13 protein-coding genes are annotated in these 14,637 nt (G+C 70.0%); 5 read left to right on the top strand and 8 right to left on the bottom strand.

Annotation, left to right across the window (positions count from 1 at the left end):
* Nucleotides 1–20 precede the first annotated feature (20 nt).
* Complete coding sequence (locus GOAMR_RS23700) at nt 21–1,946, bottom strand: substrate-binding domain-containing protein (protein ID WP_005189463.1); 1,926 nt, start codon at nt 1,944–1,946, stop codon at nt 21–23.
* Between the two features lie 132 nt (nt 1,947–2,078).
* Between GOAMR_RS23700 and serC the strand changes: the two genes are divergently transcribed.
* The 3 genes from serC to GOAMR_RS14970 all read left to right on the top strand — a co-directional run bounded on the left by serC (nt 2,079) and on the right by GOAMR_RS14970 (nt 5,300).
* Nucleotides 2,079–3,224, top strand: coding sequence for a phosphoserine transaminase (gene serC / locus GOAMR_RS14980; protein ID WP_040515446.1), 1,146 nt, complete (start codon nt 2,079–2,081; stop codon nt 3,222–3,224).
* 195 nt (nt 3,225–3,419) lie between these two features.
* Nucleotides 3,420–4,496, top strand: a complete 1,077-nt coding sequence (gene sepH, locus GOAMR_RS14975) for a septation protein SepH (RefSeq protein ID WP_040515445.1) — start codon at nt 3,420–3,422, stop codon at nt 4,494–4,496.
* Nucleotides 4,497–4,499: 3 nt separating this feature from the next.
* Nucleotides 4,500–5,300, top strand: a complete 801-nt coding sequence (locus GOAMR_RS14970; RefSeq protein ID WP_005189454.1) for a DUF6928 family protein — start codon at nt 4,500–4,502, stop codon at nt 5,298–5,300.
* Between the two features lie 129 nt (nt 5,301–5,429).
* Here GOAMR_RS14970 and GOAMR_RS14965 read toward each other — a convergent pair whose 3' ends face one another.
* Nucleotides 5,430–5,732, bottom strand: coding sequence for a DUF2537 domain-containing protein (locus GOAMR_RS14965; RefSeq protein WP_005189452.1), 303 nt, complete (start codon nt 5,730–5,732; stop codon nt 5,430–5,432).
* Nucleotides 5,729–6,634 carry a TrmH family RNA methyltransferase gene (locus tag GOAMR_RS14960; RefSeq protein ID WP_005189448.1) on the bottom strand — a complete coding sequence of 302 codons (906 nt, stop codon included), beginning with the start codon at nt 6,632–6,634 and terminating at the stop codon, nt 5,729–5,731. Before GOAMR_RS14960 ends, GOAMR_RS14965 begins: the two co-directional genes overlap by 4 nt.
* Before the next feature lie 75 nt (nt 6,635–6,709).
* Between GOAMR_RS14960 and GOAMR_RS14955 the strand changes: the two genes are divergently transcribed.
* Nucleotides 6,710–7,966 carry a GNAT family N-acetyltransferase gene (locus GOAMR_RS14955; protein WP_005189445.1) on the top strand — a complete coding sequence of 419 codons (1,257 nt, stop codon included), beginning with the start codon at nt 6,710–6,712 and terminating at the stop codon, nt 7,964–7,966.
* A 37-nt stretch (nt 7,967–8,003) separates the two neighbouring features.
* On the opposite strand, the gene GOAMR_RS14950 is transcribed toward GOAMR_RS14955, so the two are convergent.
* Entirely contained in the window at nt 8,004–8,516 is a 513-nt protein-coding gene (locus GOAMR_RS14950; protein WP_050942745.1) for a MarR family transcriptional regulator, read from the bottom strand.
* Between the two features lie 126 nt (nt 8,517–8,642).
* Complete coding sequence (locus GOAMR_RS14945; protein ID WP_005189439.1) at nt 8,643–10,115, bottom strand: NCS2 family permease; 1,473 nt, start codon at nt 10,113–10,115, stop codon at nt 8,643–8,645.
* Between the two features lie 22 nt (nt 10,116–10,137).
* Here GOAMR_RS14945 and GOAMR_RS14940 point away from each other — a divergent pair, with 22 nt between their 5' ends.
* On the top strand, nt 10,138–10,395 hold the full coding sequence (locus GOAMR_RS14940) for a DUF2530 domain-containing protein (protein WP_005189437.1): 258 nt from the start codon (nt 10,138–10,140) through the stop codon (nt 10,393–10,395).
* Here the strand turns inward: GOAMR_RS14940 and GOAMR_RS14935 are convergent.
* The 3 genes from GOAMR_RS14935 to GOAMR_RS14925 are packed head-to-tail and all read right to left on the bottom strand — an operon-like array spanning nt 10,377 to nt 14,611.
* Nucleotides 10,377–10,970, bottom strand: coding sequence for a phosphatase PAP2 family protein (locus tag GOAMR_RS14935; protein WP_040515422.1), 594 nt, complete (start codon nt 10,968–10,970; stop codon nt 10,377–10,379). The genes GOAMR_RS14940 and GOAMR_RS14935 overlap by 19 nt on opposite strands.
* Nucleotides 10,967–13,795 carry a sacsin N-terminal ATP-binding-like domain-containing protein gene (locus GOAMR_RS14930; protein ID WP_005189431.1) on the bottom strand — a complete coding sequence of 943 codons (2,829 nt, stop codon included), beginning with the start codon at nt 13,793–13,795 and terminating at the stop codon, nt 10,967–10,969. Before GOAMR_RS14930 ends, GOAMR_RS14935 begins: the two co-directional genes overlap by 4 nt.
* 3 nt (nt 13,796–13,798) lie before the next feature.
* A complete protein-coding gene (locus tag GOAMR_RS14925; RefSeq protein WP_005189429.1) occupies nt 13,799–14,611 on the bottom strand; it encodes a DUF3027 domain-containing protein in 813 nt (270 codons plus the stop codon).
* Between the last annotated feature and the right edge of the window lie 26 nt (nt 14,612–14,637).

The following is a 14,637-nucleotide window of genomic DNA, read 5'->3' as shown; positions in this document are numbered from 1 at the left end:
TCCACCGTTTCGCCACCACACTATTTGGCTTGGTACACCGAACGCATTGCCGCAGAGCGCAAGTGACTCGACAGTCGGACGTAGCCGGTTTCGGTCGGGGACGCGTCGAGCTGGTCATCGATCACCCTGGACAGTGCCCAGCGCAGTTCGGTGCGCAGCTTCGCATCGCGCCGGGTGGCCGAGCACAGCACCGCGTACAGCGGGGTGAGGAGCGGGTAGCTTCCCGGGGCGCGTCCGTTCAGGAGCGTGAAATCGTCGACGATCGTGCCCGCGGTGTTCTTCGATCCGACGATCCGGACCGAATTCAGCGCGGGTTCGGTCGTCGCGGCGGTGAGCGGGACGGGGCCGGAACCGAAGTCGATCTCGGCCATCGGCAGGTTGCGGCGCAGCGACAGAGATCCGAGGTGAAGGAAGGAGATGGTGCCGGGGGTGGCGTCGACCGCGTCCCGCACATCACCCGGGTTGTAGATCTTGCCCGTGGTGGGGACGAACGAACTCGGTGCCAGTTCCCAGGTGGGGCTCGCCCGCACGCGCAGGAAGCGTTGCAGCGCACGCAGTTCGGCCGTCTCTCCGGTCCGCTGCACCCTGCTGATGTGGCTGTCCGGGAGTGTGGTGGACGGATTGAGCGCGACGATCTCCGGATCGTTCCACCTCGTGATGCGCCCCCCGAAAATGCCCGCCATGGTGGGAATGTCGAGGACCAGCCGATCGACACCGGGCAGGTTGTAGACGATCGCGAGCGGCGCGACGGCAAGCGGGATGTGCCGGACATCGTCGGCGCCGCAGTACTTGCGCGCCTTGTCCAGTTCCGGCCCGGTCAGCGGTGCGTCCGTCCCCAGGAATTGGGCCGCCCCGGTTCCGAAGGCGATGTCGCCGAGTACCGTCCCGGCCCCGATATATCTCAGCCCCGAGTCACCCGGACCCAAACTCCTTGCCGCACTGGTCATCGCACTGTTGAGCACTTCGGTACCCCAGCCGGCGACCCCGGCCGGACGCGTCGAGGTCTTGGAGCTCTCGCCACCGACGACCCGATCGAGAAGCACCGCCGTAACACACACGAGCACCATCACGCACACGGTGATCACGGCAGTCCGGCGACCGGCGGCCAACCTGTCGGACTCGGACCGGATCGGCTTCCGGAGCGCAGGCGTTCGGGGTGCCTGCATTCGGGACGGTGCGGTCTCGGCGTCCGTGGCTGGGATTGGCGCCTTCGTTTCGGAACACCTTGTCTCGGACGGATTGTCAAGGTAATCCCGGCCACGGGACGACTTCTTGAGGGAGACCTTCCGGATGCCGGGACCAGCCGGTGCGGGCCCGGGTGTCGCGATTGCCTCGCCGCCGGCCGCCGTGCGGATGGCCGCGGCGGCACCATCTGCACCGGAAACTCCAATATCGGGGACATCACCATCAGGGTCCACCGATTCCAGGCCAGACCGCAGCGCCGCCGCGAACTCCGCACAGGTGCCGAACCGGCCGGACCGGCTCTTGGAGAGCGCCCGGACGAGTACCGCGTCGGCACCGGCGAGTTCGGGACGTACGCTGCTGATGCGCGGTGCCGGGGACGACGCGTGCGCGATCCGCTGGCCGGCCTCGTCGGCGGCGGCGAACGGCGGACGCCCGGTGAGCAGTTGCCAGGCGACGGCGCCCAGCGAGTACTGATCGGATTCGGCGGTGCACCAGCCGCTGCTCGACACCTCCGGGGCCGCATACAGCCAGGCCCGCTCGTGGGTCGCGGGATCGGTCAGCCCCACATCGGTCAGCCCCACATCGGCGACCCGGCCCTTCTCGTCGCGGCGGACAACGATCGCGGCCGGGGTGAGGGTTCCGCGGACCTCGCCGGCGTCGTGCCGAGAGTCCAGGACGGCGGCGACCGCCTCGATGATGCGGGCGACGTCGGCGGCGGGCAGGGCGGAGCCGTCCAGCGGTCGGCCTCCCTCAGCACTCACGGGTGCTCACGCTACCTATGCCCGGAACGTCGCGGCCGATTGATCATCCGGCCGGACGACGGCCGGGTATTACCACATCGCCGGGGACCACGCCGGTCAGTGGCCCCGGCCACACCGGTAAACTGCATGGCCATGAGCGAAACCGCGACCGCGCCGATCACGATCCCCGCCGACCTGCTGCCGTCCGACGGACGGTTCGGCTGTGGGCCTTCCAAGGTCCGCCCCGAGCAACTGCAGTACCTCGTCGACACCGGAGCGTCGGTGTTCGGCACCAGCCACCGCCAGGCTCCGGTCAAGAACGTCGTAGGCGCGATCCGCGAGGGTCTGGCGCAGCTGTTCTCGCTGCCCGAGGGCTACGAGGTGGTGCTGTCCAACGGCGGCACCACCGCGTTCTGGGACGCCGCCGCGTTCGGCCTGATCGAGCGCCGCTCGCTGCACCTGACCTACGGCGAGTTCAGCTCCAAGTTCGCCACCGTGTCCAAGAAGGCCCCGTTCCTCGACTCGCCCGCGGTGATCTCCACCGACCCGGGCACCGCCCCCGACCCGGCCGCTCTCACCGCCGACGACTTCGGCGGCGTCGACCTGATCGGCTGGGCCCACAACGAGACGTCGACCGGTGTGGCCGTTCCCGTGCTGCGTCCGGCCGGCTCCGATGACGCCCTCGTCGCCATCGACGCCACCTCGGGCGCCGGCGGTCTGCCGGTGAACGCCGCCGACACCGACGTCTACTACTTCGCCCCGCAGAAGTGCTTCGCCGCCGACGGCGGTCTCTGGGTGGCGCTGATGAGCCCCAAGGCACTTGAGCGCATCGAGAAGATCGGCCAGACCGACCGCTGGGTGCCCGAGTTCCTGTCGCTGCCCACCGCCGTGGACAACAGCTCCAAGAACCAGACATACAACACCCCGGCCCTCGCGTCGCTGCTGCTGTTCCGCAACCAGATCGACTGGATGCTGGGCAACGGCGGTCTCGACTGGTGCGTCTCGCGCACCGCCGACTCCAGCAAGCGTCTGTACGACTGGGCCGACGCCAGCGAGTTCGCCACCCCGTTCGTGACCGACCCGGCGTTGCGCAGCCAGGTGGTGGGCACCATCGACTTCTCCGACGATGTCGACGCCGCGGCCGTCGCGAAGACGCTGCGCGCCAATGGTGTGGTCGACACCGAGCCGTACCGCAAGCTGGGCCGCAACCAGCTGCGCATCGGCATGTTCCCAGCGATCGAGCCCGACGACATCACCGCGCTCACCCAGTGCATCGACTACGTCGTCGGAAAGCTCTGAACCCGGGTATCCCCGAAACACCGGCTGAACCCGGACGGGTCTGGATTCTTCTGCACCGGCATGCCCCGGTGCCTGTAGCATCACCTATCACTGCAATCACATGCGGAATGAGGTGCGTGTCACCGGGCACCGGGGACGCCTGTCTGATCTAGGCTGGGTCCGATGCCCGTACTCAAGGTCATGGAGGAGGAGCAGATGCGTGAACTCCGCGTCGTCGGTGTCGACACCGACGGCAAACGTGTCATCTGCCAGGACCCTGAGACCACCGAGCGTTTCGTGATCGTCGCCGACGAGCGGCTCCGGGCCGCTGCCCGCGGCGACCTCTCGCGGCTGGGGCAGATCCAGATCGAGATGGAGAGCTCGCTGCGTCCGCGCGAGATCCAGGCCCGCATCCGCGGCGGGGCCAGCGTCGCCGAGGTGGCGGCGATCGCCGGCGTCACGATGGAACGCATCGAACGTTTCGCCCATCCCGTGCTGCTCGAACGTCAGCGCGCCACCGAGCTGGCCGCGTTGTCGCATCCGCTGCGTGAGGACGGCCCGTCGTCATACACGCTGTCGGAGACGGTCACCGAGGCGTTCAACGCCTTCGGCCACAACCACACCGACATCGACTGGGACGCCTGGAAGGGCGACGACGGCGAGTGGGTCATCCAGCTCATGTGGGTGGTCGGGCACACCGACTGCTACGCGCACTGGCGGTTCCGGCCGGGATCGCACGGCGGCCTCACCGATCCGCTCGACGAGCTGGCGTACGAGATCACCCACCCCGAGTTGATCACGCCGCGGCGCAGGTTGTCGCCGGTGGTCGTCGACCCGTCCGGCTCCGCGGTGGCACCCTCGATCGAGGATCGGCCGCAGCAGGTGCTGCCCGCTCCCCGCGCCGACGACCCGATCGCCGACACCACGGGAATCGGAGACGCACCGGCGGACGACCGCTCCGACGACGCGCCCGACCCGGACACGCCTGACCGGACCGAGACCGCCCAGTACGAGTCCGGCCGGGCCACACCGCCCACCCCGATCACCCGCGGCCGCACGTCCGCAGCCGACACCGCCGCATCAGCCGGCAACACCGACACCGGCCGGGACCGCACCGTTCCCGCGCCGGCAGCCTCTGCACCCGCCATCCCCGATCCCGGAGACCACGAGGAGCCTGCGCGCGATGACCATGGTGACGATGCCAAAGTGAAGCCGCGACGTAAATCCCGCACCCCGTCGGTTCCCGCCTGGGAGGACGTCCTGCTCGGCGTCCGCGGCAACGGGCACAGCTGAGCCGTGTCAGCCCGTGCCACAGCCGTCTGGTTCATCGACACACCGGATGCCACGGTCCGCATCCGCGAGGGACTGATCAACAGCTCCGACGACGCCGGCAGGCTCATCCAGTCGATCTACGGCGACAAGGTGCTGGTACCCGCCATCGAGACCGACCTCGCGACCGCGGCGGCGATGTCCGAATCGGATCCCGACTCGGTCGTGTACGCCGGCTCGTACGGCGGCCTGGCCGTGGTGGTGTGTTCACTGTTCACCACCGCACGGCCGTCGACGCTCACCAAGACGATCTCGGCCGTGCGCAACAGTCACGTGGTGACACTGCTGCACACCGATCCCGAAACCGCGCTGGGCGCCTTCGCCCGGTGGGAGGCGGGCACGCTGCGCCGGTCGTTCTCGGCCGACCCGGTGGACATCCACGAGGACGAAGGTCTTCCGTTCGTGTTCGAGCGGCCGTTCTGGGCGGGCGAGCATCCCATCTACTACGCGCCCGGCACCCAGCCGGAGCTGATGGCGCTGCCGTTCCATCCGCAGGAACTCGCCGAACAGGCCAACCGCGACTGGCTCGGTTTCCGGTTCACCCATCCGCTCGCCGACACCGACACCGATCCGGCGACCATCCCGGTCACCGGTTTCCGGGTCCGCCCCGCCGGGTACGTCCCGACCGAGGACGACCTCATCACCACCGTGCCCGCGCCGTTCCAGACGCCGGTGCCGGTGACACCTGCCGGCGCGCCGGGGTCGCAGGATCCCGGCAAGCCCAAGGGCCGTTTCCGCAAACGCTTCGGTCAGTACTTCGGCGTCTAGCCCAGCCGGGTTCGGTTTGTGGGCCCGCCCCGTTCTGGACGACGGAGTGAGCCGGGCGACGAAGGAGCCCGCGCGAACGACGGAGGAAGAACGGGGGTCAAGGGCCCACAAACCGAGGCCCGGCGCATATTAATGCGGGATGAACGTCAGGACGATGCCTGATCCCAGGCCTGCGAGCAGGCCGATGTAGCTGCCGGCGACCAGCCAGCGCCACACCGGACGCATCCGCAGGTCCCACAGCGTCCAGGCGATACCGACGGCGACGATGGCCATCGCGAGCCAGCCGAACCACCAGCGGATGTCGCCGATCAGTTCGTTGATCCCCACCAGCAGGCCGGCGTTGAACACGGCCAGCACGGTGGTGACGATCAGGCCGAGCGCCCACGGTGTCGGCTCGCCCGCCACGTGCCCGTCGTCGTCGGCCCAGCTCATTGACCGGCCCTGACCCGTTCGTAGAAGGCGATGGCGGCGGCGGTGGCCACGTTGAGGGAGTCGGTGCCACGGGACATGGGGATGCGGGCGCGGACGTGGCTGGCGCGCATCGCGGCCCGCGTCAGTCCGGGCCCCTCGGCGCCCACCAGGAACGCGACCTTGTCTCGCGGCGCCCCGGTCGCCGGGTCGATCAGCGCTTCCGCGAGTGCGGGGGAGGATGGCTCGGGTGTCAGCGACACGGTCTGAAAACCGTTGTCGTGCAGGATGTCCAGCCCTCCTGGCCAGTCGGCGACGCCCGCGAACGGCACGAGCAGCGCATGGCCCATCGACACCCGGACGCAGCGCCGGTACAGCGGGTCGGCACACCCGGCGCCGAAGAGCACCGCGTCGACGCCGAGCCCGGCGGCATTGCGGAAGATGCTGCCGATGTTCTCGTGGTCGTTGACGCCTTCGAGGACGGCGACGGTCCGTGCGCCGGCCAGCGCATCGGCCACATCGAGTGCCTGCGGCCTGCGGGCCACGGCGAGCACCCCGCGGTTGAGGTGAAAACCGACGACCCGCGCCATCACGTCGGCACTCGCCCGGTAGAACGGCACCCCCGCGAGCGACGGGTCCCGCAGGTCCGCCGACAGCTCGTGCAGCCGCTTGTCGACACCGAGGAAGGCGTGCGGGGCGAACCGGGAGGCGATCATCCGCTGGGCGACGAGTACTCCTTCGGCGATCACCAGGCCCTTGCCGACCCGGCCGCCGGGCAGGGCGGGCAGGTCCGGCCTGCGGTCGACCGAGTTGAGGTCGCGGAAGTCATCGACGCGCAGGTCGTCGGGGTCGTCGATGTCGATGACGGTCACCGACAGCCCCGTTGGGACCGGCTGCCGATCGAGAACGGACTCGGAGTCGGTCACCTCGGGAACGATTTCTGGGGTCGACACATGCTCAAGTGTGCCAAACGACTTGACAGGCTGTGACAACGTGGAGCGGTGAGCACCCCAGCATTCCCTTTCGAACTCCGCCGTGCCGGCGACGACGACTGGCCGGACATCTTCGTCAACGACGCCCGCGCGTTCCTGCAGCAGGGACCGCTGTCGGAGGCCGAGCAGGCCAGGGCCCGCGCCATGTTCGGCGATGTGGTGGTGGTGCGTGACCCGGAGATCACGGCCGGGCAGTCGCTGGCCGGGGTGGCGGCGTTCTTCCGCATGCGACTCACGGTGCCGGGCCCTCCCGCACCGGCCCCGGCGCCCGTCGCCCGGGCCGCGGGCCTGACGTGGGTGTCGGTGGCTGCGACGCATCGGCGCCGGGGCCTGCTGCGGGCGATGATCAGCGAGTTGTTCGATCAGTGGGAGGCGGAGGATTATCCGTTCGCGATCCTGACCGCGACGGAGGCGACGATCTACGAGCGCTACGGCTTCGGCCCGGCCGTCCTCGCCGACAGGTACACGATCAACCTCGACAAGGCGCATCTGCGGGCGGAGCAGGACAGGTCCGGCACCGCGCCGGTGGTGTTCGCCGATCCGGCTGACTTGGCGAAAGTTCTTCCTGCACTGCATGATCGGTGGACTCGGACGCGGCCGGGCGCGGTGCACCGGGACGAGTTCCGCTGGCGGACCATCGTGCCTGACGACAACGCCGAACCGTCGCAGGCGCAGCCGGGCGGGCATTATCTGCTGCACCGGGACGGCTACGCGCACTACCGGACCACCGAGGACACCGGCACCCATACCGCCCGCGCCGAGGTCGTCGAGTTCTTCGCGACCACCGACGAGGCGCATCGTGAGCTGTGGCGGGTCCTGCTCAACCTCGACCTGGTGACCGCTCTGACCGTGGACGTCCCCACCGACGACCCGCTGCCGCTGTCGGTGACCGACGTGCGGTCGGTGCGGACGACCGCCCGCAACGACAAGCTGTGGCTGCGGATCCTGGACGTCCCGGCGGCGCTGGAGATGCGCGGCTACCGGGGCGACCTCGACGTGGTGATCGAGGTCGAGGACCGGTTCCGGGGCCATGGCGGCACGTTCCGGCTGCAGGTGACCGGCGGCACCGCCCAGGTGTCCGAATCGACAGCTGAACCTGTTGTGCGCATGGATATATCGGTCCTGGGCTCGCTCTACCTGGGCGCCTTCACACCGTCGGTGATGGCGGCGGCCGGGAGGCTGTGGACGGCGGGACCGGACATCACCGCGGCACTCGATCGAGCGTTGGCGACCGACCGGGCGCCGTTCGCCGGAACGTATTTCTGACCGGCCGGGCTGCCGGCCGGTCAGTAACAACCGGGGATCAGGCGACCGGGACGATGACGGCCGGCGGCGGCGGGACGGTGCCCATCGACGCGCGGGGCGCGATCGCATCGACGTCGTCGGCGCTGCGGATGATCTTGTCCATGATGCCGACCACCCGCTGCAGCGTCTCACGCTCGTCCGGGCTCAGTTCGGCCAGCCGGCGGCTGAGCCATTCCTCACGGGCGGCGAGTTCCTCGGCGATCGCGTTGACCCCGCGCTCAGCCAGCGACACGATCGCCTGCCGGCCGTCGGTGGGGTGCGGATCGCGCCGGACCATGCCCAGCTCGGCCAGGGAGGCGATCACCCGGGTCATCGACGGCGGCTGGACCCGCTCGGCCATCGCGAGTGCGCCCGGCGTCATCGGCCCCTCGTGGTGCAGGGTGTTCAGCGCCGACAATTGAGTCAGGGAGACGGACTTGGTTCCCCGGCGGCCCCGCAGGCGACGAGCCAACCGGACAACAACCAGAGACAAGTCGCCCGGCAACCGGTCGGCGTCGTAATTCTCGTTCACGATGAACAGACTAATCGACAACGTCGATGCAACGTATCAAAGAATCTACCCAGAGCCGTTTTTAGCCCATAGAGGGGACCAAGTGCCCACGACACGCCCCGGTCATGTAGCCCGTGTGGTCGCTTGCTAATCGAACAGGTTTGAGATGGGTTCTCGGGCAAAGTAAAGCACGAACACCGCGGCCACCAGCCAGAGCAGCGGATGCACCGTTTTCGCCTTACCCGACGCGGCAGCCAGGACCACCCAGCTGATGAACCCGACGCCGATTCCGTTGGCGATCGAATACGTGAACGGCATCGTCACGATGGTCAGGAAAGACGGCAATGCGACGTCGAATCGGGTGAAGTCGATATTGCGCACCTGAGAAATCATCATGCCGCCCACGACAACCAGCGAAGGCGCCACCGCCTCGAGCGGAATGATGCTGTAAAGCGGCGTCAAGAACATCGCCACGAGGAACAGCCCGCCGGTGACCACATTGGCCAGACCGGTGCGCGCACCCTCGGCGATACCGGAGGCCGACTCGACGAACACCGTGTTGGACGAGGCCGACGCGGCACCGCCGACCACCGCGCCCGAACCCTCGACGATCAGTGCCCGGCCGATGCCCGGCAGGGCACCGTCCTTGTCGGCCAGACCCGCCTCCTGGCCGAGTCCGGTCATCGTGCCCATCGCGTCGAAGAAATTGGACAGTACGAGAGCGAACACCAGCGCGCAGGCGGCGAACACCGAGATCTGGCTGAACGCGCCGAACAGGTCGACGTCGCCCACCAGGCTCAGGTCGGGCAGCCCGCCGACGCCGTCGGGGATGTCGGGTACCGACAGGCTCCACCCGCCCTTGCCCGTCGCACCCGATCCGAGTCCCATGACGGACTCGACGATGATCGACACCACGGTCATGATGGCGATGCCCAGCAGCAGCCCGCCGGGAACCTTCCATACCACCAGGACCGCCATCAGCAGTACTCCGATGACGAAGATCAGTGTCGGCACGGTGGAGATGGAATTGCCCTCGGTGCCCAGTTGCACGGGCACCGTCGTGTTGGCGGCGTCGGGGACGCGGTGCACGAATCCGGAGTCGACGAGGCCGACGAAAGCGATGAAGCAGCCGATGCCCGCCGCGATCGCGGCCTTGAGTTCGGTTGGCACGGCGTTGAACACGGCGGTGCGGAAGCCGGTGGCGGCCAGCACCACGATGATGATGCCGTCGATCACCACCAGGCCCATCGCGGCAGGCCACGACATCTGCGGGGCGATGGTCACCGCGAGCAGACTGTTGATGCCGAGGCCGGCGGCCAGCGCGAACGGATAGTTGGCGACGATACCGAAGATGATCGACATGACGCCCGCGACCAGGGCGGTGACCGCCGCGACCTGATCGAGTTGCAGGAAGTGCCCGTTGGCGTCGGTGTTGTGTTCGCCGCCGAGGATGATCGGGTTGAGCACCACGATGTAGGCCATCGTGAAGAAGGTGACGAGGCCGCCGCGAACCTCGCGGCTCAGCGTCGATCCCCGTTCACTGATCTTGAAGAACCTGTTGAGAGCTCCGGTACCGGACCCACCCGGTGTCGGGGCGTCGAGCGCAGACGAGTCAGCCACAGGGGAAAGCTACCCTGATCGCATGGCCGATGCATCCAAGTCCCCCGAGATTCCGGAACTGCCCGCCGCGGTGCGCGCACCCGGCCCGGTGATCGTGGTGGGCATGGTGGCCTGGCTCGTGGCGACCGTCGTCGTGGCCGTCACCGGGGTGGGACCCGACCGCGCGCTCACCGTCTGCTGGGTGGGCCTGGCCGTCGGGGTGCTCGGCACCGTGATCGTGATGGTGCAGCGTGGCGCGGTCCGCCGGGGCGCCAAGGGCGCTCAGCTCGGGCTGGACTGACCTGGCGGCGCCAGACCGGTGCCGGCCCGGTCGTGGCGGGCGGACCAGAACCGGGCGGCGAGCACGCACACCAGCACCCACAGGGCGCCCAGCATCCAGCCGGCGATCACATCGGTGGCCCAGTGCACGCCCAGATAGACGCGGGTGGCGCCGATGACCGCCACCAGCACCGGAACCAGCCATAGCGCGCCGCGATGCGCACGCAGCCATGCCGACGCCGGGACCAGGGCGAATGCGGCCAGCCCGTAGACGACGGCGCTCATCATCGAATGTCCCGACGGGAACGAGAAGCTGTCGATGGCGACCAGCTTGGTGACGTCCGGCGGGCGTTGTCTGCCGAAGAAGTGCTTGAGACCGATCATCAGGCCCAGCCCGGTCAGCGCGCCGGCACCCATCATCACCGCGTCGGCACGCCGGCCCCGCAGGAGCACGAACACGGTGACGGCGACGGCCACCGCGGTGAGTACGAGCGTCGATCCGAGGTGGCTGATCACCGGGACGACGGCGTCACCGAAGCCTGTGCGCCGCTCGACCACCCAGTCGGTGATCTCCCGGTCGATCGTCATCGACGTCATCGCGACGGCTCCGCCGCCAGGTGGGTGATGCCGCGCTCGTCGACCCACCACCGCACGATGTGCTCGACACCGGTGTCCCGCAGCCGCACCCGCAGCGTGTCGTGGACCCTGACCTCGCCGTGGCCCGGCGCCCGCCCGGTGTCGGCCGCGAATGCCACGGCGACGGCATCGTCCCAGGTCGCCGCGGCTCCCTCGCCGACGACGTCGGCCCGCAGGCGATCCGAGGCCACCGGGAGGTCGAGGATGTCGGCGAGCAGCGCCGCGGCGCCGGTGTCCACCGGCAGACCGCACAGCACCACCTGCCGCGCGGGGAGCACACCGAGCAGCCACGGATGGTCGAGCACGACGGCCCCCGCACCCGCCGATCCGTCCATCCGGCGGACACCCGCGGGCACGTCCAGGTCGTCGACGGCGAAGGCACCCGACGCGCAGGCCGCCAGGATCGCCCCGTAGGCGCGGACCGCGACGCCCGGGTCGATCGTCCGCTCCGGATCGGCCAGCCGGTCGAGCAGCAGTCGCGCGTCGGCCGACGATTCGACGACGCCGCCGAGCGCGGGCGCCAGCAGGTCCGCGTGCGGGTGGTCGAGGGGGTCGAGAACGCCGGCCAGCCGCGGGTCGTCGGGCGACCGGTAATCGCCGAGGCGATGTCCGTCGACGCGGGCGTGGTGACGCAACCACCACGCCGTGTACCCGTCGCGGTCGGCGAGCAGCGGCGCCGTGCGGTCGTCGGTCGCCAACAGGCTCAGCGCCTGTGGCCAGCGGCCGGGGTCGACGAGGTCGAGGTCGCGCACCGCGCGCAGGGTCTGCGGCGGCTCCGGCAGCCCGTCCCACCAGAGGTCCTCGTCGGGCAGGTCGTGGTCGGCGGCCACCGGCAGGTCGTCGGTGACGATCAGGAATCCCCAGCCCGCGCCGAGTCTGCGTAACGTCCCGATACCGTGCTCGGCCACGAACTCCGGGTCGACGGTGCCGAACGGCGAGTCGTCGTGCAGGACCCCGGCGAGCGGGCTGCCGGGCAGCAGCAGTTCGTCGGCGCACACCCACTCCCCGTCCTGATCGGGCAACGGCAGGGTCGCAAGCCATTCGGGGGCAACGGCATCCGGGTCGGCGGTGAGCACACCGAGCACCTCGTCGACGAGGGTCTCGGTGCCGGGTTCCTCCGGATCGTCGGCGCAGGCCGCGACTGCCGCCCGCAGTTCCGGCAGGTCCAGCAGGTCGCCGGTCGGGATCACCTGCGCACCAAGGCGTTCCAGCAGCGGATGGACGGCACCCGGATCGGGGGTGCTGATCCAGGAGGCGCGGATCCCGGCTACCTGTGGCAGCAGCAGGCCCCGGGCGCCGAAGTTGAGCCGGCCGTCGGCCCGGGGCACCGGCAGCGCGCCCAGCGCCTCGGCCTCGTGCGGCCCGGACACCAACGGCGACAGCGCATCATAGAGCTGCCACCACCACCGGGCCGGGCGGTCGACCCCGGCCAGGCGGTCGGCGATATCGGCCAGGCCGATCTCGGTGATTCCCGCCGCGCGTAGTTCGGGAAGGTAGTACGGCACCGAGATATCCACGGCGGCAAGGCCACCCACCAGGTCGCCGAGAGCCTCGGCGAGTGGTTCGGTGAGGTCGGCGAACAGTGTCGCCCGCCGGGGCGCCACGTCCCCGTCGGCCACGGTGGGCAGCCACCTGCCCTCCGACACCGCGGCCACCACCGCCGACGTGAGCCGGGCATCGATCTCGTTGCGCGCCAGCCCCGGTCGCGGCACCAGCAGCGGCCGGCCCGACGCCGGCAGCGCCCGCATCAGTGCGACGTAGCCGTCGGCGATCCCGGACAGGTCGGCATCGGGATGCACCCGGCGGCGGTCCGGGGTCAGCGCCAGGTCCGTGATACACCTCGCGGGCAGGGATAATTCGATGTCCGTCGGGGTCGGTGCCCGCAGCACGTCGCCCGCCGCGACCACCACCTCGTGCGCCGGCCCCGTCTCGATCAGCCAGGACGCCGAACCACCGCGGGACACCAGCCAGGTGCGGTCGTTCCCGCCGGGCACCCGCACCGTGGCCACCTCGACCTCCGGCTCCTCGGGATGCGGTCGCCTGTCGATGACGAAACATGTTCCCGCGATGTCGATCTCGGCGAGCGCCGTCAGTTCGAGCAGCAGATCCGGTGCGTCCGCGACCATCCGGTCGAGCAGCGCGCCGGGGTCGATGCCGGTCCGCACGGTGAGCACGATCTCGGTGGCGTAGCCGTCGGCCGGACGCTCCCGCGACGGCCACGCCAGACGCAGCAGCGGCGCCCGGGCGACGGTGAGTCCGGCGTCCGCGCCGATCGCGGTGACCTGCTCCCACGTGCGGGCACGATCGAAGACCACCGAACCCGACAGCGAACGGATCTCCACGGTGTCGGCGACCGTCGCGGTGGCGGTGAACCCGACCCCGAAGCGCCCGACCACCGGCAGGGCATGCTCGTCCCCGTCATGCTCACCGCCGTCGTGTGTGCGCTCGGCCGATACCCCCTGCTTTGCCGATACCCTCAGGGCCGTCAGCGACCGCACCCCGGCCGCCGTCAGCGGTTCTCCGGTATTGGCGATGTGCAGTTCCCGGTCCGTCACCCAGACGGCGACGGTCCCCGGCACCCCGGCGGCCGCGGCGGCGTCGGCGCCGTTGGCGGCGAGTTCGGTGAACAGCCGGTCCCGGTAACCCACCGACACCAGGTCGGACTCGGCGGCGCAGTCCTCGAGGAGCCGGGTCGGCGAGACCTGCCACGACTCACAGATCGCCGCGCGCAGCCCGGCGGTATCGAACGGATCGGAACCCGGGCCCGCGCGCTCAGCGGCGCGCATCGGTCACTCGGCGGAGACGCGGACCGGGGTCTGCCCGATGGCGGCCTGCCGTACCGCCGTCGACACGATCTCCACCGCGCCGTCGTCATAGGCCTCGTAGGCGGGCGAACCGGCGCCGTGCGGTCCGGTGATATCGGAATGGGCGCCGCAGCCGTATTCGGCGGACACCACCCGGCCGTCGGCCGAGTACTCGTTGGCGCACACACCGAAACCGGCGCGCAGCGCACCCGCGAGCGGGATGTAGAAGCCGCATGAGCAGCAGGCGTGGCCCGCGGCCAGAGCCATCGCCGACGTCGGCCCGAACTCACCGTCGTACCAGCGTTGCGCCGCGTCGTCGCGACCCTCGCGGCTGAGCAGGCGCTTGCGGCCCAGACCCAGCTCGCCGATGGCCTGTGCGATGTCGTCGGGGTCGGTCTGTTCGCTCTCGGCGCGGAACTCGTCGCCGGTGTCGACCTGGCCGGGCACCAGCCGCGGATCGTCGGGTTCGGCGGCCAGGACGTCGCCGGGGGTCAGGTCACCGGCGGCGATCCGCTCGTTCCACGGCACCCAGGCGGGGGCGAGCAGCGAATCGCTGCCGGGCAGCAGCGCGATCTCGCTGACCGTGATCTCATCGGATCCGGGAGCACCGGCCAGCACCACGCACCACTGCCAGCCGCGGTAGCCGACCAGATCGGCCTCGAAATAGTGGGCGACGGCCCAGGTGCCCTCGGCGACGGCACCCCGGTGCGCGCCGGGCTGCGCACCGTCGTCGACCAGCGCCTCCCGCGCCTGCGCAACAGCGTCGAGAAGCCGGTCACCACCAGTTGGATCAGTCACCGTACCAGTGTGCAATACGGAGCGCT

The organism is Gordonia amarae NBRC 15530 (assembly GCF_000241345.1).
Lineage (GTDB): Bacteria > Actinomycetota > Actinomycetes > Mycobacteriales > Mycobacteriaceae > Gordonia > Gordonia amarae.
Note: the sequence above shows the minus strand (reverse complement) of the source record. Positions and strands in the feature narration are given on the sequence as shown.

Bases quoted from the DNA above. Each gene is read 5' to 3' on its own strand.
- serC (WP_040515446.1), top strand. From the start codon at position 2,079: ATGAGCGAAACCGCGACCGCGCCGATCACGATCCCCGCCGACCTGCTG.
- sepH (WP_040515445.1), top strand. From the start codon at position 3,420: ATGCGTGAACTCCGCGTCGTCGGTGTCGACACCGACGGCAAACGTGTC.
- GOAMR_RS14965 (WP_005189452.1), bottom strand. From the start codon at position 5,732: ATGAGCTGGGCCGACGACGACGGGCACGTGGCGGGCGAGCCGACACCG.
- GOAMR_RS14940 (WP_005189437.1), top strand. From the start codon at position 10,138: ATGGCCGATGCATCCAAGTCCCCCGAGATTCCGGAACTGCCCGCCGCG.
- GOAMR_RS14935 (WP_040515422.1), bottom strand. From the start codon at position 10,970: ATGACGTCGATGACGATCGACCGGGAGATCACCGACTGGGTGGTCGAG.
- GOAMR_RS14930 (WP_005189431.1), bottom strand. From the start codon at position 13,795: ATGCGCGCCGCTGAGCGCGCGGGCCCGGGTTCCGATCCGTTCGATACC.